This is a genomic window from Novosphingobium kaempferiae (assembly GCF_021227995.1).
GTDB classification, from domain to species: Bacteria; Pseudomonadota; Alphaproteobacteria; order Sphingomonadales; family Sphingomonadaceae; genus Novosphingobium; species Novosphingobium kaempferiae.
This window is the reverse complement of record NZ_CP089301.1, coordinates 4,822,715-4,843,174: the sequence shown is the minus strand read 5'-3', so window position 1 is coordinate 4,843,174 and position 20,460 is coordinate 4,822,715. Positions and strand designations below refer to the sequence as shown.

The window sequence follows — 20,460 nt, the reverse complement described above, 5'->3', positions numbered from 1 at the left end:
CATGTCCCTCACTCCCATGTCCCTTACCCCCAAGTCCCCTACTGTCGCCGAACTGCTTGTCGCCACGCTCGATGAGATCGGAGCGCATCATGTCTTCGGTATCGTCGGCGATGCGCTCAATCCGTTCACTGACGCGATTCGCCGCCAGGACAAGGTCCGCTGGATCGGCGTGCGCCATGAAGAAGGCGCCGCGCTGGCTGCCGCGGGCCAGGCCAAGGTCACGGGACGCCTCGGCGTATGCTGCGGTACCACCGGCCCCGGCGCAAACCACCTCGTCGCCGGACTTTACGAGGCCCGCAAGGATCATGCCCCGGTCCTTGCGATCTCGGGCGGCGTCGCCACGGCCAAGCGGGGCAGCGATTACCTGCAGGAGGACGATCCGGTCGCGCTGTTCCGCGACGTCGGGGTGTACAGCGAGATCATCGCCTCTCCCGACCAGGCGGCAGCGGTGATCCAGCAGGCGATCGCGCATGCCTATGGCGAGCGCGGCGTCGCGCATATCTCCATTCCACCCGAGGTCTTCGCCGCGAAAGTATCGGCGCCAGTGCCGAGCATCGCCACCTTGCGTCCCCGACCCGAAGTTGCTCCGGCAGGGGCCGACATCGCCGCGCTGGCGCAGATGATCGGCGAGACCAGGACCGTGGCCGTCCTGTGCGGCTTTGGCTGCCATGGCGCGGCCGATGAACTGAAGGTCCTTTCCGACCGCCTCAACGCACCCCTGATGCACACCTATCGCGGCAAGGACATCCTGCCCTACGACGATCCGCGCTGGATCGGCGGCGTCGGCCTGATCGGCGGCCGCCCCGGCGTCGATGCTCTGCACAAGGCAGACCTCATGCTGATGCTGGGCACCGACTATCCCTATTCCGAATTCCTGCCCACCAAGACACGCGTGGTGCAAATCGACGAGCGGGCCTTCGCGCTGGGTCGCCGCACTCCCGTTACCCTCGGTATCGTCGGATCGGTGCGCCCCGCCCTGCGCATGCTTCTCGACGCGCTGCCACAGCGGCGCGACACCGCCTTTCTTGATGCCGTCAATGCCGACAGGGCCAAGTGGGACGCGATGCTGGATGAAAAGGCCGCGCTCGATCGCTCGCCCGACCTCCTCCATCCGCAGGCGGTCGCCCGCGCGGTCAGCGATCGTGCCGCCGACGATGCGGTGTGGGTCACGGACACCGGCGAGGTCACGCTCTGGGCTGCAAACTGGCTGCGCCAGAGCGGACGACAGCAGGTCACGGGCTCGTTCAACAATGCCGCCGTGGGCACCGGAATGGGGATCGCCAACGGGGTGCAGGCGCTGGACACCTCCCGGCAGGTCATCCTTCATGCAGGAGACGGCGGTTTCACCATGCTGCTCGGTGAATTCATGACGGCGGTCGAGCACAAGCTGCCGGTCAAGGTCGTGGTTTACGACAACAGTGCCTGGGGGCTTGTTCATCTCGAAATGGAGGGTGCGGGGGTGCCGCCGAGCGAAGGCGCATCCTTCCCGAATCTGGACTTCGCCGCCTTCGCAATTGCCTGCGGCGCGCGTGGATTTACGGCACGAAAGCCGCACGAGCTCACTGCCGCGGTGGATGCGTGGCTGGCCGAACCCGGCCCGGCGATCCTCCATGCCGTCGTCAATCCTGACGAGATCCCCGCCATGCCGCATATCGATCCCGCTCAGGCGCTCCGGTTCGGCATTTCCAAGGTCAAGCAGGCGTTCGGTGCTTTGACGCGGCGGGGCTGAGGGCAGCAACCTTGTCGCCTGCCGTCCGTTGGCATTTCGAGGATATCCGGCGGAGAGCCATGCAACGATGATCGTCGTCCACCATCTGGAAAACTCGCGTTCACAGCGCGTCCTGTGGCTGCTGGAAGAGCTGGCCCTGCCATACGAGGTGAAGCGCTACGAACGCGATCCCAGGACGATGCTGGCACCGCCGGAATTGCGGCGCATTCATCCGCTCGGCAAATCGCCGGTCATCGTCGATCGCGACCCTTCCGGCGCCGAGCGGATCATCGCCGAGACCGGTGCAATCGTCGAATACATCACGACCAAAGCGGACGGACGGCTGGGCAAGCCGTACGGCGAGGATGCAGCGCTGCTCTATCGCCAGTTCCTGCATTATGCAGAAGGCTCACTGATGCCACCGTTGCTGGTCAATCTGGTGCTGGGGCGTATCCCGCTCCTCGGCAAGACCGCACAGAAGAAGCTGCAGCCGATGATCGACGTCCACCTCGATTTCGTCGAACATGAACTCTCGTATCGGCCATGGTTCGCAGGCGATACGTTCACCGCCGCCGACATCATGATGAGCTTCCCGCTCGAAGCGGCACGCGATCGCGGCGGGCTCGACATCGGGCGCCCGGCGACCGTCGCTTGGCTCGACAAGATCCACGCGCGGCCGGCCTATCAGGCTGCGCTCGAACGCGGCGGCCCGTATCGCTTCGCCTGACAACTGCACCGGTCTGCGGGTTGGTTGACGGCTCTGTCGCCAGAAGGATCGTCCCCAGCAGCTGCGGCAACCACCATAGGCGGTCCAATCAATCCGGTTACGTGATTCCGGCCTTGCTACCCACGATCAGCGAGGATGCCCGCTACATGATCGAGGCACATGATCGAGCCCCATGATCAAGCCACACGATCCAGCAGGAACCCAAAGACGGAGCCATTGGGGAGGGCTGAGACGATCCTGCTGCTGACGAGCACGACCATGGGCGGCCGGATCATGCGCGCCTCTCATGCGTTTCTCCCGGCGGAGAAGGAGCCTGAAGATGTCGTTTTTCACTACCGCCCGCCGCGAAGTCCTGACGCGCCCGGTGCTGTCGCTTGTGCAATCCGCCCTCCCCGCGCTGTCCGCCACGGAAAACGAAGCGATCGATGCCGGGAACACCTGGTGGGATGCCGCCCTGTTCACCGGCAACCCTGACTGGAATGCGCTGCTGGCCGTGCCTCCGGCCACGCTGACGGCGGAGGAACAGGCCTTCATGACCGGCCCGGTCGAGACGCTGTGCGGAATGATCGACGACTGGCGCATGACTTGGGAAACCCGCGACCTGCCACCGGAGGCATGGGATTACCTCAAGGCGGAGAAGTTCTTCGGCATCATCATTCCCAAGGAACACGGTGGCCTCGGCTTCTCGAACTTCGCGCACAGCGAGATCGTACGCAAGATCGCTACCCGCTCGGTATCGGGCGCGGTGACGGCGATGGTCCCCAACTCGCTGGGGCCGGGTGAGCTCATCCTGCGCTTCGGCACCGAGGCACAGCAGCGGCACTGGCTGCCGCGCCTGGCCGATGGGCGCGAGATCCCCGCCTTCGGCCTTACCAGCCCCGAGGCCGGGTCAGATGCTGCTGCGATGGTCGATGACGGCGTGGTCTGCCGCGGCGAGTGGCAAGGCGAAGACGTGCTCGGCATCCGTCTCAACTGGCACAAGCGCTACATCACGCTGGGCCCCGTCGCGACGATCCTCGGCCTCGCCTTCAAGCTGCGCGATCCCGAGCATCTCCTTGGCGGGCAGGACGAGATCGGCATCACCGTGGCGCTGGTGCCCACCGATCTGCCCGGCGTTACCATCGGACGGCGGCACATCCCCTCGATGCAGACCTTCCAGAACGGCCCGAACGAAGGCAAGGACGTCTTCATCCCGCTCGACAGCGTGATCGGCGGGCCCGAGCGGGTTGGCCAGGGCTGGAAGATGCTGATGAGCGCGCTGGCGGCCGGGCGCGGCATCTCGCTTCCCTCGCTGGCGGCAGCGGCGGGTGCCTTCGCAGCACAGACAACTGGCGCCTATGCGCGCGTGCGCTCGCAGTTCAACCTGCCGATCGGCAGGTTCGAGGGCATCCAGGAACGCCTCGCCCGGATCGCAGGCAATGCCTACCTGCTCGACGGCGCGCGGCGGCTGACCTGCGCGGGGCTGGATCAGGGCAACCACCCCGCCGTGATCTCGTCGATTCTGAAACTTCACGCGACCGAGCGGATGCGCGTCGTCATCAACGATGCGATGGACGTCCACGGCGGCAAGGCGGTGATCGAGGGCCCGCGTAACTACATGGGCGGCCAGTACCGCGCGATCCCGGTGGGCATCACCGTCGAGGGCGCGAACATCCTGACACGCAGCCTGATGGTCTTCGGACAGGGCGCGATCCGTTCGCACCCCTTTCTTCTCGACGAGATCCGCGCGGTGGGCGACGCCAATCGCGGGCGGGCGCTGGCCGATTTCGACAAGGTGCTGTGGAAGCATGTCGGCCATGCGCTCAAGACCGCGATCCGCGCCTTCGTGCGCAGCTGGAGCGGCGGCGTCTTCGCCCCGGCACCCAAGGCCGGAAAGGCCACGCGGTATTATCGCCAGATGAGCCGCTACGCCGCTGCCTTCGCGTTCTGCTCGGATATCGCGTTCCTGACGCTGGGCGGCGAACTCAAGCGGCGCGAACTACTCTCGGCGCGGCTGGGCGACGTGCTGTCCGAACTCTACATGCTCTCGGGCGCGCTCAAGCGCTGGGAGGACGAAGGACGGCAGGACGACGACCTGCCCCTGCTCGACTGGTGCATGCAGAGCGGCTTTGCCAGCATCGAGCAGAGCTTCGCCCAGATCATCGAGAATTTCCCGGCGCGGCCGGTCGGCTGGATGCTGCGGCTGTTCATCATGCCTTACGGTCGCCGCCGCAACGGCCCGACCGACCGCACCATTCGCCGCGCCGCCACGATCCTGCTGGAACCCTGTCCCGCGCGTGATCGGCTGGTCGAGAATGTCTACATCGGCGGCGAGGACGAGGCTGTCGCCAGGTTGATCGAGGCATTCCGCAAGACGGTCGCCACCCAGCCGATCCACGACCGCATGAAGCAGGCCCGGATCCGCGATGCCGACCAGGCGCTCGCGGCAGGACTGATCTCGCAGGCGGAACGCGAGCAGTTGCGCGAGGCGGACGCGGCGGTGGCCGAGGTCATCGCCGTCGATGATTTCGCGCCCGAGGAACTGACCCGCAACGAACAAGCCCCGCTGCGCGAGGCCGCCGAATGAGCCGCACGGTCTACATCGTCGATGGCGCCCGCACGCCATTTCTCAAGGTGCGCGGCGGGCCCGGGCCGTTCACCCCGGTCGATCTGGCGGTGCAGTGCGGGCGCCCGCTCCTGCTGCGCCAGCCGTTCGCGCCCGAGGACATCGATCAGGTTATCCTCGGCTGCGTCAACGTCATTGCCGACGAGGCCAATCCGGCCCGCGTCGCGGCCCTGCGCCTTGGCTGCGGCGCGCAGACGAGCGCCTTCACTGTCCAGATCAACTGCGGCTCAGAGATGCAGGCGATGGACACCGCCTATCGCTATATCGCCGATGGCGGCAGCGATTTTATCCTGGCGGGGGGCACCGAAGCGCTCAGTCATGCGCCGCTCGTGTTGCGACGCGATGCGGTGGAATGGCTCGCGGCGATGCAGGGCAACAAGGACGGCCCACTAGGCAAGCTGAAGGCGGCGGCAGGGTTCCGGCCCGATTTTCTCAAGCCCGTCGTTGGCCTGGAGCGGGGGCTGACCGACCCCATCACCGACCTCGGCATGGGCCAGACCGCCGAAGTGCTCGCGCACCTGTTCGGCATCAGCCGCGAACAGGCCGATGCCTATGCGGTGGAGAGCCACCAGCGCCTCGCCCGCGCGCAGGCAAAGGGCTGGCTGGAGGGCGAACTCGTCCCCGCCTTCGCGCGGGACGGGACTGTCCACGACCACGATGACGGCGTCCGACCCGACAGCGCGCCCGACAAGCTGGCGAAGCTCCGCCCGGTCTTCGAGCCGCCTTATGGCAAGGTCACGGCGGGCAACAGCTCGCAGATCACCGACGGCGCCTGCTGGACGATCCTCGCCTCCGAGGACGCACTGGCCAGATACGGGCTGACGCCACGCGCGAAGATTCTCGACAGCCAGTGGTCGGCGCTCGATCCCGCGATCATGGGTCTCGGCCCGGCGCTGGCCGCGACCGAGCTGTTGAAGCGGGGCGGGCTGGTCCTCGACGACATCGACCTGTGGGAACTCAACGAGGCTTTCGCGGCGCAAGTCCTCGCCTGCCTTGCCGCGTGGGAGGACGACGGTTTCTGCCGCGCGGTGCTCGGCCTCGACGGCGCGGCGGGGCGCATCGCGCGCGAGCGCATCAACGTCGATGGCGGGGCGATCTCGCTCGGCCATCCGGTCGGCGCCAGCGGGGCGCGCATCGCGCTTCATCTGGTCCAGGCGATGGAGCGCCATGGCAGCGAACTCGGCATCGCTACCGAATGCATCGGCGGGGGCCAGGGCGGCGCCATGCTGATCGAACGCATTGCAAACGTGGGAGCGGCCGCATGACCATGCAGGATCCCGTCTGGACCTACCTCGAAGACCGCAACCTGACGCTCGGCCCGCGTCCGGTTCCCTCGGAAGGGTTACGTCACTGGACGCTGACCCGCGACGCGCAGGGGGTTGCCTGGGCCGTTCTCGACAAGCAGGGTTCGGGCGCCAACACCTTGTCTCAGGAGGTGCTGGAGGAATTCGCGCAGATCCTCGACCGCATCGAACAGCGCGCGCCCAGGGCGCTGGTGATCCGTTCAGCCAAGCGCGAGGGCTTTCTTGCGGGCGCGGACATCGGCGAGTTTCGCGGCGTCACTGATGAGGCCGCGATACGCGAGCATATTGCCAAGGCCCATGCCGTAGTGGACCGGCTGGCGGCGCTGACGATCCCCACGATCGCGGTCATGCACGGCTATGCGATGGGCGGCGGGCTGGAGATCGCACTCGCCTGCACGCAGCGCATCGCCGTCGAGGGTACGCGCTTCGGCTTTCCCGAGGTGCAGATCGGTCTTCACCCCGGCCTTGGGGGAACCGCGCGCTTCACCCATACCTGCGATCCAATCGCCGCGATGAGCCTGATGCTCACCGGCAAGGCGATCCATGACCGGCAGGCGAAGGCGATGGGCCTCATCGACGCGCTGGTGCCCGAGCGGCACGTGCGGGCCGCCGTCGATGCGGCCGTTGCGGGCAAGCTGCCTCAGGCCCGGCAGGGTCTGCTCGACAGGGCGAAGGACAGCGCGCCCGCCCGCCGCATCGCCGCCCGCCAGATGCGCGTCGAAGCCGAGCAGCAGGCCCCTTCCGCGCACTACCCGGCACCTTATGCCCTGATCGACTTGTGGGAGGAGCATGGCGGCGACCTTGATGCGATGAAGCGCGCGGAAATCGCCTCCTTCGCGCGGCTGATGCTGACCGATACCGCGCAGAACCTCATCCGCGTGTTCTTCCTGCGCCAGACGCTCAAGGGCCTTGCCGACAAGGCTGGCGCCATCCGCCATGTCCACGTCATCGGCGCGGGCGCAATGGGGGGCGACATCGCCGCATGGTGCGCGTGGAAGGGCCTGCGCACCAGTCTGTCCGACGTGAAGCAGCAGCCCATCGGCGGCGCGCTGGCACGCGCGGCGAAACTCTACGAGAAGATCGCGCACGGTGACCGTTTGCAGGTGCGCGACGCGCTCGACCGGCTGATCCCCGATCCGGATGGCCTCGGCATCGCGCAGGCCGACCTCGTGATCGAGGCCGCGCCCGAGAAGGCCGACCTCAAGCGCACGCTCTACGCCGAGACGGAGCCGCGCATGAAGCAAGGGGCGATCCTCGCCACCAACACCTCCTCGATCCCCCTGCCCGAACTTCGCGAGGGGCTGGTATGGCCCGAACGGCTGGTCGGCATTCACTTCTTCAATCCTGTTTCGCGCCTTGATCTGGTCGAGGTGATCGCGCACGATCGCCTTGCGCCGGAGGTCGAGGCCGCCGCGCGTGCTTTCGTCGGTCATATCGGCAAGCTGCCTGCTCCTGCCCGCAGCGCGCCGGGCTTCATAGTCAACCGCATCCTCACGCCTTATCTGGCCGAAGCGCTGATCCTGATGGACGAGGGCCATTCGCCCGAAACCATCGACCGCGCAGCGACCGATTTCGGGATGCCGACGGGCCCGCTCGAACTGGCCGATCAAGTCGGCCTCGACGTGGCGCTGGACGTTGCGGCGATGCTCAAGCGCGAACTCGGCTGGGCACTGCCCGACGCGCCGCAGTGGCTGACCGACAGGGTTGCCGCTGGTGACAAGGGGCGCAAGACCGGCAAGGGCATCTACGTCTGGCGCGACGGCAAGCCGGTGAGGGACAACAGCCCCGATCCCGATCCGGCACTGGCCGATCGGCTCGTCCTGCCGATGGTGAATACGGCCGTCGCGGTGCTGCGCGAGAAGGTCAGCGACGATCCGGACGTGATCGATGCGGCGATGATCTTCGGGACCGGCTTCGCGCCGTTTCGCGGCGGTCCGATCCATTATGCGAGACAGCGCGGCATCGACGACGTCCTCGCCGCGCTGTCTGCGCTGGAACACGAGCACGGCGCCCGCTTTGCACCCGACGCGGGGTGGGATGCCCTGCGGTGAGCCTCTGTCTTTCCGACCCCGCAGAAGTCGCCCGCCGCATCGTCGAGCATACCGGTGGCAGGATCGTACTCGGCCTGCCGCTGGGTCTGGGCAAGGCCCCGCACGTCGCCAATGCACTGTTCGAGATGGCGCGCGCCGATCCCGCCCTTCACCTGACCATCTTCACCGCCCTGACGCTGGAACCCCCGCGCCTCGGCAGCGAACTGGAACGCCGGTTTCTGGAACCGGTGTTCGAGCGGACGATGGGCGGCTATCCCGAATTCGCTTATGCCGCCGCCCAGCGCTCTGGGGACATGCCGCCCAACATCGAAGTCAACGAGTTCTTCTTCCAGGCCGGCAGCCGTCTCGGCAATGACGAGGCGCAGCGCGGCTACATCTCGGTCAACTACACCCACGCCATGCGCTGCCTCATCGATCAGGGCGTCAACGTCATCGCGCAAATCGTCGCCCGTCGCGGCGAACGTTTCAGCCTGAGCTGCAACACCGACATGACGCTGGACCTGCTCGCTGCGCGTGATGCGGGGAAGGCGGACTTCCTGCTGGTCGGGCAGGTCAATGACGAACTGCCGTTCATGACCGGCCCCGCCGACCTGCCCGCCGCGCGTTTCGCGATGATCCTCGACAGCGCCGAAACGCGCTTTCCCCTTTTCGGGCCCCCCAAGCAGCCGATCAGTCCAGCGCAGCACGCGATCGGCCTGCATGTCGCCTCTCTGGTGCCTGACGGCGGCTCACTCCAGATCGGCATTGGCGAGATAGGCGATGCCGTGGCGTATGCCCTGATCTGCAGGGACCGCGAGCCCGACACGTTCGCCCGCACGCTGGCCGAGATCACTGTGGGCGCCCGCCCTCCGATCGAAGCCTCGCCGTTCGAGCACGGTCTTTACGCACCGACCGAGATGCTGGTCGATGGCTTCCTCCAACTGCTGCGCGCCGGCATCCTCAGGCGCGAGGTCGAAGGGGCGGTGCTGCACGGCGGCTTCTTCATCGGTCCGCGCAACTTCTATGCAGCGTTGCGCGAGATGGACGAGAACACCCGCGCCCGCATCCAGATGCGCGAAATCTCCTGGATCAATGCGCTCTACGGCGACGAAGAGGGCAAGCGCGCAGGCCGCGTCGGCGCCCGTTTCGTCAACAGCGCGATGATGGTGACATTGCTGGGCGCGACGGTGTCGGACGCTTTGGAAGACGGCCGCGTGGTAAGCGGCGTCGGCGGCCAGTACAACTTTGTCGCGCAGGCCCTCGAACTCGAAGGCGCGCGCTCCATCATCACCCTTCCCGCGACGCGGGTGCATGACGGCGAGCTGCGCTCCAATATCGTGTGGTCCTACGCTCATGAAACGATCCCGCGGCATCTGCGCGACATCGTCGTCACCGAGTACGGTATCGCCGACTTGCGCGGCGTGAGCGACGAACAGGTAGTACGGCGCCTCGTCGCCGTGGCCGACAGCCGATTTCAGGAAGAACTGATGGACGTCGCACGTGACGCAGGCAAGCTGGCACCGGACTGGATGCCGGGCGATGTCCATCGGCGCAATCTCCCGGAGGAGCTTGCGGTTGCCCTGCCCGCTTCGGACTTCCCGCCCTACCCCTTTGGCACAGATTTCACGCGCGTCGAACAGCTGCTGCTTCCCGCACTGCAACATCTTGGAGAAATCGCGCATCACCCATCCGGCCTGGCGGGACTGATGGCAAAAGGCCTGACCGGTGCTGCGGCGACGAAAGCCGAGACCGAAGCGCTCGACCGCATGGGCCTGGCCGAGCCGCATGGCCTGCGCGAACGCAGCTATCGCGCGCTCGTCCTTGCCGCCCTGCGCCGTGAAGAGATGTCAGGGGCTACCTGACAACTCAGTGCCGAAGTCCTTTCACTTCATGGCAATTCTTCAAGCGAGACGGCTTTCGTCTCGGGAAACTGAAGCACTCAACAGAAGTGCGAAAGCCATAATGACGGCGAAGAAGAGAGACCGCAGCGCGTGGGGAACCACGGCGATCATCGCGCAGGCGACCTCGACCTTCATCCAGGACGGCGTTGGTTTTTTGTGGCAGCCCAATTATTCGATCAGATCATGCCCTCAGGATATCAGCGGACATCCGGCTCTGGTTCAAGATCGGCGCGGCCGAGCACTTCATTGGTTTATCAGGGTATGACCATGCTGGAACAAGCCCCATGCAGAACCCTCACCGCACCAGCGCAACCCCCAGACGCAGGCGGCTGATGCGCTTGTTGTAGTCGAGCAGGTTCTCGCCGTAGCCGGTGAAGCTCTGCGCGAAGAGGTAGAAGTCCGGACCGCCGCCCAGCAGGCGCCGCAGCGGGTAGGACAGGTCCGCCGAGATCGCGCCCTTGCCGCTGCCGAGGTTGAACCGGCTGGAGATCGAGAGGCGCAACCCGTTCTCCTCGCCGATCTCGGCGAACAGGCCGGTGTTGCCGCGATAGCGGCGGATGTCCGGGTTGTCCGACAGGTCGCCCGCGTAGAACCACGCGCGCGGGGCCACCGTCAGGCGCACGTCGCCGCCGAGCGAGAACGCGGCCATCGGCGCGATGTAGACGGTGTTGAGGCTGCGCGAGAAATCGCCGTCGCGCCCGTTGGATTCGTGGCGCAGGCCGATCTGGGCGCTGACCGTGGCGGCTTCCGACAGTGCCTTGGGCGGGGTGACGTAGAACACCTCGGGCTGGAAATCGATGTTGCGGAACGGCGAGGACTTGGCGCCCAGATCCCAGAACATGCGCTGGGTATAGGCGAAATAGAGGCCGTCGCCGAGCGACTTGCGCCCTTCCCTCGCGCGGCTGCCGAACAGCTGGTAGCGGAAGCTGAGCTGGATGCGCGCCTCGTCATTGGTGCCCGGGCCGTAGACGGCGTAGATCGGCTCGTTGGCGCTGAGGTTGGCGAGGAAGGCGTTGCCCACGGTGCGGTCGCTGGGCGGCGGTGTGGCCGGGACCGGCGGCGGCGGCGTAGCCGTCGTGGCGGCGACCTGCGGAGCGCCCTCCGGCGTTACCGCCGCCGCCAGCGTCACCGACTGCCCGCCCCACGCGGGCACCGAGAGCAGCGCGCCGTTCTCGAAGCCGTCGGCGGCAAGGCGGTAGCGCACGGTCGCGAAGCTGCCCGGGGCGATCGTCGGCGCGGCGGAGCCGTCCGGGTCGCGGCGCAGGATGACGGTGCGCCCGGTTCCGAAGGCGCCCGCATGGGCCAGACGGGCCTCGACGGTTTCCGGCAGGGTGGCGACTGTGGGGGCGGTGCCGGTGTTGAGCAGGCGCACGTCCACTTGCGCCCCGCCCTGCGCATCGGGGGCGACCTGCCCGATCAGCGTCTCGATCCCCTCCTGCGCGAAGGCGGGGGTGGAAAGAGCGGTCGCCAGCGCGAGCGCGGCAGCGAATATCGGAGCTGTCTTCATGGGCGCAGCTTGTGGCCCGGCAGGCCTGGGTTTTCCATCGCAATTCGGCAGACGACAGCGAAACGCGAGAACAGGACTGCCGCCGTTCGGGGGAACGATCATGGCGTTCTGCCGTTGAAACGGCTCGCAAACCTCGGCTCGTCCCGGCGGGCGCACGGCTCGTCCATCCGTTTCCCCCTCGGCGCGATTCCCTCTCTAGGGACCGCCGGACTCGCTTGATGCCGTTCCCGGCGTCGCTTCAGATCCATGGCCGCTGGTCGGCCTCATCCGTCATGTGCATCGCGCGCCTTGTTCGCGCTCGCTTTCGGCGGAAACCGGAGAAAGACATGTCCGCTAGCCAGGCGCTCAGCGCCCAGTACGGCTGGTTCAAACGCAGCAGCGAACTGACCGTGGACGACGTGACCGTCGTCGACCGATCCACCCTCAACCGCGCCGTCGGCGCCGCCGCGCTCGGCAATGCGATGGAGTGGTTCGACTTCGGCGTCTACGGCTACATCGCCATCACGCTGGGCCACGTCTTCTTCCCTTCGGGCAGCGCCAGCGTGCAGCTGATCGCGACGTTCGCGACGTTCACGGCGGCGTTTCTGGTACGGCCGCTGGGCGGTCTGGTGTTCGGTCCGCTGGGCGACCGCTACGGCCGCCACAAGATCCTGGCGCTGACGATGATCCTGATGGCGGCGGGCACCTTCGCGATCGGGCTGATCCCGTCCTATGCGCAGATCGGCATCGCGGCGCCGCTGCTGCTCCTGGCGGCGCGACTGCTGCAAGGCTTCTCCACCGGCGGCGAATATGGCGGCGCGGCGACCTTCATCGCCGAATATTCCACCGACCGGCGGCGCGGACAGATGGGCAGCTGGCTCGAATTCGGGACGCTGGGCGGGTACATCGCGGGCGCGGGCACCGTCACTGCATTGCAGATGACGCTGAGCCCCGCCGACATGCTGGCATGGGGCTGGCGCATCCCGTTCCTCGTCGCCGGGCCGCTCGGCCTGCTGGGCCTCTACATGCGCCTGAAACTGGAGGAGACACCTGCCTTCCAGGCCTATGCCGAGGAAGTCGACAAGCGCGAGGTCGACCGCCCGAAGCTGGGCGACCTGTTCCGCGTCCACCGCGCGCAGCTGCTGAAATGCGTGGGGCTGGTGCTTGTGTTCAACGTCACCGACTACATGCTGCTGACCTACATGCCCAACTATCTCAGCGTGACGATGGGCTATGCGACAAGCAAGGGACTGCTGCTCATCATCCTCGTCATGGTGGTGATGACGCCGCTCAACGTCATCGGCGGCCTGTTCAGCGACCGTCTGGGCCGCCGCCCGATGATCATCGGCGCCTGCGCCGCGCTGATCGTGCTGTCGATCCCGTGCATGCTGCTGATCGGCACGGGCAACGACGCGCTGATCTTCCTTGGCCTCATGCTGCTGGGCGTGACGCTGGTGTGCTTCACCAGTTCGATGCCCTCGACGCTGCCCGCGCTGTTCTACACGCCGGTGCGCTACAGCGCGCTGTCGATCGCGTTCAACGTCTCTGTCTCGCTGTTCGGCGGCACCACGCCGCTGCTGACCGCCTGGCTGGTCGAGAAGACCGGCGATCCGCTGGTGCCCGCCTATTACCTGATGGGTGCTGCCGCGATCGGGCTGCTGACGATGCTGACGGTGAAGGAGACGGCGGGCATGCCCCTGCGCGGATCGCCCCCCGCCGTGGGATCGCAGGCGGAAGCCGTCGCACTGGCGAAGAGCGACGAGCCGGTCACGGTCGATACCGCCCTGCCGGGGCAGACGCCGGACGGGGACGAACGGCGGAACGGCCGGCCGGGTATGGGCGCAATGGTACCCGCGCGCGGGCTGGCCTAGGTATCAACCGGTTCCGGCGCTCGTCCCCCATATCCCTTCTCCTTCGAAGACGATTACCTTGTGGAAGGTCGAAGTTTCCCGAGATCGACCAACACAGGTTCTCCACACGGCAGAAGGGGTGCGCGGCAGATGCCCTGACGACCTATGCTTCGCCGTTCCAAGCTGGATTCTTATCCGAAGCAGTGGAATGACTGGCTCGATCGCGGGTGGCATGGCGTGCGCTTACGCATCTAAGCCGGATCGAAAGATCCCCTGGGCTGAGAACGCAATTCTGTCGTCCACCCCTCCAGCCAAGAGCCCCGTAGGATCGGTGCCTTTAATGCCGCACGCTTCAAACGTCCGCCGGTATGGGCCGATCAAGATAGCTGGTCTCACCTCGCTTGCGCGCTTCCCAGGCGTTCGTGCGCTCGCGAGCATAGGCCTTCTGCACCCGGACCTTGCTGATGCCATACCGTTCGGCAAGCTGACCAAAGGTCGCCCCATCGATCACAGCGACATAGATCGCGGAGTTCCGATCATGCTCAGGGCTTAAATTTTCGACAGTCATCAACATGCTCCAGCCCTTGCCGCGTCTCAGCGTCCAGCGCAATGCAGCTACCTAAATACAACCGCCACCGTCACCCCGTCCATCGGAGCTTGCCGCTGCGCGGGCCAAACGGCGCAAAGCTGAGTGCCAGCCAGTCCAGTTCGGACACCGAACAGGCTCAGGCCTTGCTGGCGAACGCAGCCAGCCTGCGATGGACCGTCGGTCGATCGAACCGCGCGTTGTGGGTGACGGTCAGATCGGCGGAGATCGGGATTTCGAGCGCAAGGGTATCGTCTATCGCTTGGCCCGCCAGAACCTACGCGGTCAGGGCGGTCATTTTCGTTATCCTAGAATGGAGGGGGCCGCCCGGAGCTTCACGCCAGACTTGGGCCTGACCGACCTGCACGATGCGCCCGGCATCATCGTGCCGAAATGGGCGAATTTGCTAAAAATCCTGAAACAGATTGGCCTGGAACCCCTCGATCTATGGCAGCGTGGTTAACTGGTCGCACAGCGCAAGGTGATCAAGGTCAGTTCGGAAGGCCTGCCCAGCCTTAGCGCAAAGCCGGGCCAGATGCCAGTGCCATTGTTGACGTAGAGGGCCATGTCGCCAACGGTGTAGCGCCCCGAGACGAAGCCGCCATTGCCCCGCGCGACCAGACGGTCGAGCCCGACGCTCATGCCGCCATGGGTGTGCCCCGACAGTTGCAGCGCAACACCGCGCTTTGCAGCCTCGCGCGCCTGCCCGGGCTCGTGATCGAGCAGGATGATCGGTGCGCCAGACGGCGCCCCATCCAGAGCCTTCCCGAGGTCCGGGAGCGGTTTGCCGACGCCGCGCGCCGATGGATCGGTAACACCGGCGACCACCAGAGCGCCCTCGCCGCGCTCGATCACCACATGAGCATTCGCCAGCACCCGCATGCCCAGCGAGGCAAGGTGCGCCATCCACGCATCGTAACCGGAGAGATATTCGTGGTTGCCGGGGCTGAGCCAGACCCCATCGCGCGCGCTCAGTCCGCGCAGGGGTTCAACGCCCGCACGCCGGTTCTCGACGCTGCCGTCGATCACGTCCCCCGTTATCAGGATCAGGTCAGGCTCCAGACGATTGGTCGCCGCGACCACGGCGTGGGTCCAGTTCGCAGGAAAGAGCCTGCTGATATGCAGGTCGGTGAGGTGGACAAGGGCATAGCCCTCGAAGGCAGCAGGAAGGTTCGGGATCGCTATCGAGACCTTACGCAGGCGCGGCACGCCGATGGCCTGCCACACGCCGATCGCCGCCAACAGGAAAGCCATCCCGGCAATGGCATACCGCGCTTCGACCCAAGGCGCCGCGCCGCCTACCCCTGCGATCGTTGCGACCAGCCTCACCGCGTCGAGTGCGATCTGGAAGACGGCCAGCAGGGCAATGCCCCCGAACAGCCAGTTGAGCACGATGATGAACGGGCGCGGGAACTCCGGGCTGAAGACCGATCCCGATGAGAGACGGCTCCAGAGATGGGACTGCGAGCCGACGAGCAGGACCAGGGCAACCGTCAGTTTGATGCCGTCCGCCAAGGGAAGCGGCAGCAGCGTGCGCGCAACGACGTAAGCCCACGGCAGTGCGAAGATCAGATGGAACATCTTCTGTGGTTCAGCCGAAGGTCACGCCGGTCAGTGCTTCGGACCGGGACCAGAGCTGTGCGGCAACGTCGGCATCCAGCGCCTGTGGTTCGATCTTGCCGGGCCCCGGCGGCCCCTTCAGTTCACGCAGACCCTGAGGCCCGAAATACTGGCCTCCGCGGATGCTCGGCATGGTCGCTGCCATCACTTGCGGCAATGCGCCGTCAGCGGCGGAATGGCCGATCAGCTTGAGCGCGATCGAGCCGCCCCAGGCCATCAGCCGACTGCCCGGTCCCGGGCCGTTGGCGATCAGGTCGGTGGCAGCAGCGCCAGGGTGCGCCGCGACGCTGGTGAGCCGCCAGCCCTTGGCGTTACTGCGCCGATCAAGCTCGAGCGCGAACATCAGCATCGCAAGCTTGGACTGCGCATAGACCGGCCAGGGCTTGTAACCTTGCACATACTCGAGGTCTTCGATCCGGATGCTGCCGCTGCGATGGGCAATGCTGGAGACCTCGACCACGCGCGCCCTGCCCGCGATCAGAAGCGGCAAGAGCCGCCCGGTCAGTGCGAAATGCGAGAGATAATTGGTTGCGAACTGCATCTCATGGCCATCGATCGTGGCTTCGCGCCGGGGCAACGCCATGATGCCGGCGTTATTGACGATGATATCGATCGGGCGCCCTGCCGCCAGTTGCCTTTCGGCAAAATCGCGTACCGAGCCCAGACTGGCGAGATCGACGAGATCAAAGCGTACCCGAGCACCGGGGTGACGGCTGCGGATCAGCGTTTCGGCGGTACTCCCCTTGTCCGGGTTGCGGCCTGCGAGGATCACCTCGGCCCCGGCTCCCGCCAGGGCAAGCGCCGTCTCCAGACCCAGGCCTCCCGTCGCGCCGGTGACGATCGCCAGCCTGCCGGACTGGTCGGGAATATCCTTGGTGGTCCAGCTCGCCATATTTGCTATCCTTCGCATCGATCAGCCACAGGAGGGCACTGGGCGCGATATTGTGCACTCAGTGCAAATATACAAGAAGTGCAAGAAACAATCTCACCCGTTCCGGTCGGCCTGCGCGAGCGCAAACGGTCGCAGACCCTTGCGCGCATCCAGGAAGAAGCCATGCGCCTGTTCCTCGAGCACGGGTTCGAGGCGACGACGCTCGACGACATCGCTGCAGCTGCAGACGTCTCGCGCCGCAGTCTGTTCCATTATTTCGGATCGAAGGAGGAGATCGTCTTCTCCACCAAGGCCGATTTTCCGGCGCTCGTTGCTGAGGCGATCGGGCGGCGACCAGTCGAAGAGCCGTTGCTGGACATGGTCGAGAATGCGTTTGTGGAACTGGCGGCACGTCACATCTCGGAACCCGCTCGCAACCTTGCCAGGCTCATCCAGGACACCCCGGCCCTGAGCGCCGGAGACCAAGCCAAGTACGAGAAGGTCGAGCGCGTCCTCGCTAAGGCACTTGCCGAGCAGAAGGGACGCTCGGAGAATGACCTCGAATGCCGCGTCACCGCTACGACCGCGATCGGTATTCTGAAACTGTCGACCCAAGCCTGGCTGGCAGAGCCCAACACCGGTCCCGACACTTTCGGCAAGGCTGCGTTCGCCGCCTTGCGCCAAGTCGTCAGCCAAACCTCGGGCGGCCGCGAATAGCCCGCAATGGCTGATGGACGACCGGCCGGTTGGCGGCAGGCATATGAGTTTTCTGCCAGCCCCGACGCAGCCGAGATGCCCGCTATGTGAAGCTCTCGACCAAGTGACGCGATGAGTTGTCGTTCACCACACGGTTTATGAAGACCTACTGCCCGGCTGACCAGGCATTGGCGAAGATGCTCATGAACTGGCGGTCGTGGCCAACATGGCCCATCCCGCTCCCGAAGCGCGCCGTGTCTACACCGAAGCCCGACCGCTCGGCGCCGCGAGGCGCTGGAAGACATCGGCGAGCAGGTGGATGCGCTGGAACGACGGCGACAAGGCCCAGCAAGAGGCAGCGCGCCAGCGTCCAGATCATCCTTGTTCGATCTTCACGTCCTTGCCGAGTATCGTCTTCATACAGATGCACTTGACCAAACCGACGCCGTGCGCGTGGCCGCATCAACTGCCACTTCGCCGTCGAAGATGCCGCTGCTGGAACCGTGCTCGCCCACGAACAGGGGAAACGACGAGACGGCGCTGCAGACCGACGTTGCGTAGCCTGCGGTCGCGGGCGTGTTCGGCGCCAGGGCCGAGCGCATCTCCATATCGAGCGTGTGCAAGTTCGACACGACCTACGAATGAGGTTTCGTCGCCTGAACCGGACCGGGACCGGGGCCACGCCATGCGCCCGGTCCCCCTGTGTCGTCAGAAGTTGGCGAACACGCCCGTGCCCGCGACGAGCACATCCCTGGCGCCCTGACGGCCGCCCGGATTGATGTACCACTGCAGGTTCGGACGCAGGCTGAGGCCGGGCATCAGCGCGATCGAGTAGTTCGCCTCGATCGCGTATTCGTTGGTCTGCGGCTCGATGTTCTCGCCCAGTGCCGCATTACGCGCGTCCTGCAGCTCTCGCAAGTTGCGGTTCACGCGCGAGCGGCCGACTGCGAGACCGATCTGGTCCTTGGGGCGTCCGGGGATCAGGCCCGAATAGGTGACTCCCGCCGTGATGACATTGACCAGCTTGTTGGTCCGGTGGTCGGCACTCACGAAGTTGAAGAAGCCTTCCAGAGCGCCCGCGCCGTCGGCATCGGCCGCAGTGAATTGCTGGCGCGCGACGGCATATATGCTCGCCCGGCCGCGCTCGCGGGCAAGCGGGTCGCCGGTCATCTGCGCGAAGCCGCCGTTGTCGTCATAGACGAGGTTATTGCTCTTCGACGTGTCAAAGAACGCGCCGAGCTTATAGGTGCCTGCCAGTTTCGGATTGCCGCCCAGCTTCACGTCGAACCCGCGCTCCACCGCGACGAATGCGCCCTGGCCCTTGAAGCCCATGTAGAAGCCCTTGTTCTGCGGGAACACGTTGTCGTTGCGCTGGTATACGCCGACCATCGTGTAGCCCAGCTTGTCCTTCACCTTCACCCGGCCGCCCCAGGTGGTGACGGGAAAGTTGTACCAGTAGTTGAAGCTGGTGTGCCCCGGCACGACGCCGCAGAAGTACAGACTCTGAAAGTGGCAGGTGGTGGAGCCGAAGTCCTCGCCCATCGACACCTTGCCCAGCTTGATCTCGGCGGGCCCCACATTCTGCTGATACCACAGGCCCGCCAGACGCCAGATCTGCCCGGCGCCGAACACGCCCTGCGGGTATTGCAGCAGATCGAGGTGATTGGTGTCGTTGATGTTGTTGCCATGGCGGTTGGTGACGGCGGCGCGGAAGGTGCCGCCCTCGATCCCGGCGATCTTGCCCATGTCGAAATCGAGACTGACGCCCAGCTGCCCGGCGTACTGCGCCTGCTTGGTGGTACCCGAATTGAGGTTGCCCGCGACGAAGCCGATGTAGCTGACGGTCGGCTTGATGCCGATGTCCTCCAGCGAAGTGCGGATGCCCGCCCAGTCACCCAGCAGGTGCGGCTGTTCGGCCGGGGCGGAGGCGGCGGCGGTCTTCGGACCGGAACGCTCCAACGGTTCCGACTGCCTGGGTGTCGTCTCAGTGGACCAGGTCTGGTCCTTGGTATCGCGTGCGGCAACCTGCACGACCTCGATCGAGGGAGGCGGCGGGGGAAGCGTGGCTGCAGGCATTTCAGTGTCCTCTCGGATGGACGCAGCGGGCCGCTCGCCGGGCGCATATGCGCGCCCGGCGGCGTGCCGGTGGTTCCGGCAGCCCGTCTCAGCTTGGTTTAGGGGTTAGGGCTTAGGCCCCGTTGAGCAGGTCGTAGGCTCGGATCACCTGGCTGTCGTCGACGGTGCCGTCGCCGCGTCCCGAGGTGCTCAGGAAGAACTGGTGCGCCAGTGCCGCCAGCGGGGTCGCCGCCTTGGCGCCGCGCCCGGCCTCCAGCACGAGGCCGAGGTCTTTCACAAAGATGTCGATGGCGCTCGTCACTTCGGGCTCGGCCTCCAGCATGCGGGGCCCGCGATCATTGAGCATCCAACTGGCCGCCGCCGATCCGCCGAGGATCTCCAGCGCCATCGCGGGTTCGACGCCCACCTGCTTGGCCAGCGCCAGGGCCTCGGCAGCGGCAGCGATGTGGACGCCGCACAGCAACTGATTGACAACTTTCACCGCCGAGCCCTGCCCGGCACTCTGCCCGACATGGAACAGCTTGCCCCCGACGCCCGACAGCACCGGGTTCAACTCCGCGAACAGCGCGTCCGAACAGGCGACCATCATCGACAGCGAGCCTGCCTTCGCCCCCGCCGTGCCGCCAGAAACCGGCGCATCGACAAAGCGGCGGCCTGCGGCCTCGACTTCCAATGCGATCGCGGCGACTTCCATCGGCGGGCAAGTCGCTGTCAGCAGGACCACACTGCCCTCGGGCAGAGCGGTCAACGCGCCGCCGTCGAACAGGACCGAGCGGGCCTGCGCGGCGTTTACCACCATCAACATCAGCACGTCGGCTTCCTTGGCCGCGCCCGCCGCGCTGGTGGCGGAGGAACCGCCTGCCTGGACCAGAGCCTCCATCGGTTCGGTGCGCAGATCGAAGCCGGTGACCGTGTGGCCCGCTTTCAGGAGGTTGAGGGCCATCGGCATGCCCATGGCGCCCAGGCCGACGAATGCTACCTTGCTCATTGTACGAAATTC

At 66.1% G+C, this 20,460-nt stretch carries 16 protein-coding genes; 9 read left to right on the top strand and 7 right to left on the bottom strand.

The genetic code is table 11. The annotated features are described in order from the left end of the window. The first annotated feature begins 1 nt into the window (after window position 1). From LO787_RS21955 to LO787_RS21930, 6 genes are all read left to right on the top strand, one after another. A complete protein-coding gene (locus LO787_RS21955) occupies window positions 2-1,729 on the top strand; it encodes a thiamine pyrophosphate-binding protein (protein ID WP_232493104.1) in 1,728 nt (575 codons plus the stop codon). Window positions 1,730-1,796: 67 nt separating this feature from the next. Next, window positions 1,797-2,435, top strand: a complete 639-nt coding sequence (locus LO787_RS21950) for a glutathione S-transferase family protein (RefSeq protein ID WP_232496393.1) — start codon at window positions 1,797-1,799, stop codon at window positions 2,433-2,435. A gap of 319 nt (window positions 2,436-2,754) precedes the next feature. Then, window positions 2,755-5,001 (top strand): acyl-CoA dehydrogenase, encoded by a 2,247-nt coding sequence (locus LO787_RS21945; protein ID WP_232493103.1) that lies wholly within the window; start codon window positions 2,755-2,757, stop codon window positions 4,999-5,001. Continuing rightward, entirely contained in the window at window positions 4,998-6,305 is a 1,308-nt protein-coding gene (locus tag LO787_RS21940) for an acetyl-CoA C-acetyltransferase (protein ID WP_232493102.1), read from the top strand. Before LO787_RS21945 ends, LO787_RS21940 begins: the two co-directional genes overlap by 4 nt. Continuing rightward, on the top strand, window positions 6,302-8,395 hold the full coding sequence (locus LO787_RS21935) for a 3-hydroxyacyl-CoA dehydrogenase NAD-binding domain-containing protein (protein WP_232493101.1): 2,094 nt from the start codon (window positions 6,302-6,304) through the stop codon (window positions 8,393-8,395). The genes LO787_RS21940 and LO787_RS21935 overlap by 4 nt, the downstream gene beginning before the upstream one ends. Continuing rightward, a complete protein-coding gene (locus tag LO787_RS21930) occupies window positions 8,392-10,236 on the top strand; it encodes an acetyl-CoA hydrolase/transferase C-terminal domain-containing protein (protein ID WP_232493100.1) in 1,845 nt (614 codons plus the stop codon). The genes LO787_RS21935 and LO787_RS21930 overlap by 4 nt, the downstream gene beginning before the upstream one ends. A gap of 334 nt (window positions 10,237-10,570) precedes the next feature. On the opposite strand, the gene LO787_RS21925 is transcribed toward LO787_RS21930, so the two are convergent. Further along, on the bottom strand, window positions 10,571-11,782 hold the full coding sequence (locus LO787_RS21925) for a phospholipase A (RefSeq protein WP_232493099.1): 1,212 nt from the start codon (window positions 11,780-11,782) through the stop codon (window positions 10,571-10,573). 326 nt (window positions 11,783-12,108) lie between these two features. Between LO787_RS21925 and proP the strand changes: the two genes are divergently transcribed. Continuing rightward, window positions 12,109-13,632: a glycine betaine/L-proline transporter ProP gene (proP, locus tag LO787_RS21920; protein ID WP_232493098.1), complete on the top strand. Its 1,524-nt coding sequence runs from the start codon at window positions 12,109-12,111 to the stop codon at window positions 13,630-13,632. Between the two features lie 331 nt (window positions 13,633-13,963). Here the strand turns inward: proP and LO787_RS21915 are convergent, their stop codons facing one another. Continuing rightward, complete coding sequence (locus LO787_RS21915; RefSeq protein WP_232493097.1) at window positions 13,964-14,185, bottom strand: hypothetical protein; 222 nt, start codon at window positions 14,183-14,185, stop codon at window positions 13,964-13,966. Between the two features lie 184 nt (window positions 14,186-14,369). Between LO787_RS21915 and LO787_RS21910 the strand changes: the two genes are divergently transcribed. Next, window positions 14,370-14,660, top strand: coding sequence for a hypothetical protein (locus tag LO787_RS21910; protein ID WP_232493096.1), 291 nt, complete (start codon window positions 14,370-14,372; stop codon window positions 14,658-14,660). Here the strand turns inward: LO787_RS21910 and LO787_RS21905 are convergent. Both LO787_RS21905 and LO787_RS21900 read right to left on the bottom strand, forming a co-directional pair. Then, window positions 14,657-15,778 carry a metallophosphoesterase gene (locus LO787_RS21905; protein ID WP_232493095.1) on the bottom strand — a complete coding sequence of 374 codons (1,122 nt, stop codon included), beginning with the start codon at window positions 15,776-15,778 and terminating at the stop codon, window positions 14,657-14,659. The genes LO787_RS21910 and LO787_RS21905 overlap by 4 nt on opposite strands. Window positions 15,779-15,788: 10 nt before the next feature. Further along, window positions 15,789-16,709, bottom strand: a complete 921-nt coding sequence (locus LO787_RS21900) for an SDR family oxidoreductase (RefSeq protein ID WP_232493094.1) — start codon at window positions 16,707-16,709, stop codon at window positions 15,789-15,791. Between the two features lie 162 nt (window positions 16,710-16,871). Between LO787_RS21900 and LO787_RS21895 the strand changes: the two genes are divergently transcribed. After that, window positions 16,872-17,405, top strand: coding sequence for a TetR/AcrR family transcriptional regulator (locus LO787_RS21895; protein WP_232493093.1), 534 nt, complete (start codon window positions 16,872-16,874; stop codon window positions 17,403-17,405). 395 nt (window positions 17,406-17,800) lie between these two features. Here LO787_RS21895 and LO787_RS21890 read toward each other — a convergent pair whose 3' ends face one another. The 3 genes from LO787_RS21890 to LO787_RS21880 form a co-directional block, all read right to left on the bottom strand. Then, window positions 17,801-18,007, bottom strand: coding sequence for a hypothetical protein (locus LO787_RS21890; protein ID WP_232493092.1), 207 nt, complete (start codon window positions 18,005-18,007; stop codon window positions 17,801-17,803). Between the two features lie 85 nt (window positions 18,008-18,092). After that, the gene (locus LO787_RS21885) at window positions 18,093-19,460 is read right to left on the bottom strand and encodes a carbohydrate porin (RefSeq protein ID WP_232493091.1); all 1,368 of its coding nucleotides are present in this window, start codon (window positions 19,458-19,460) and stop codon (window positions 18,093-18,095) included. A gap of 112 nt (window positions 19,461-19,572) precedes the next feature. Then, a complete protein-coding gene (locus LO787_RS21880) occupies window positions 19,573-20,448 on the bottom strand; it encodes an NAD(P)-dependent oxidoreductase (RefSeq protein ID WP_232493090.1) in 876 nt (291 codons plus the stop codon). Between the last annotated feature and the right edge of the window lie 12 nt (window positions 20,449-20,460).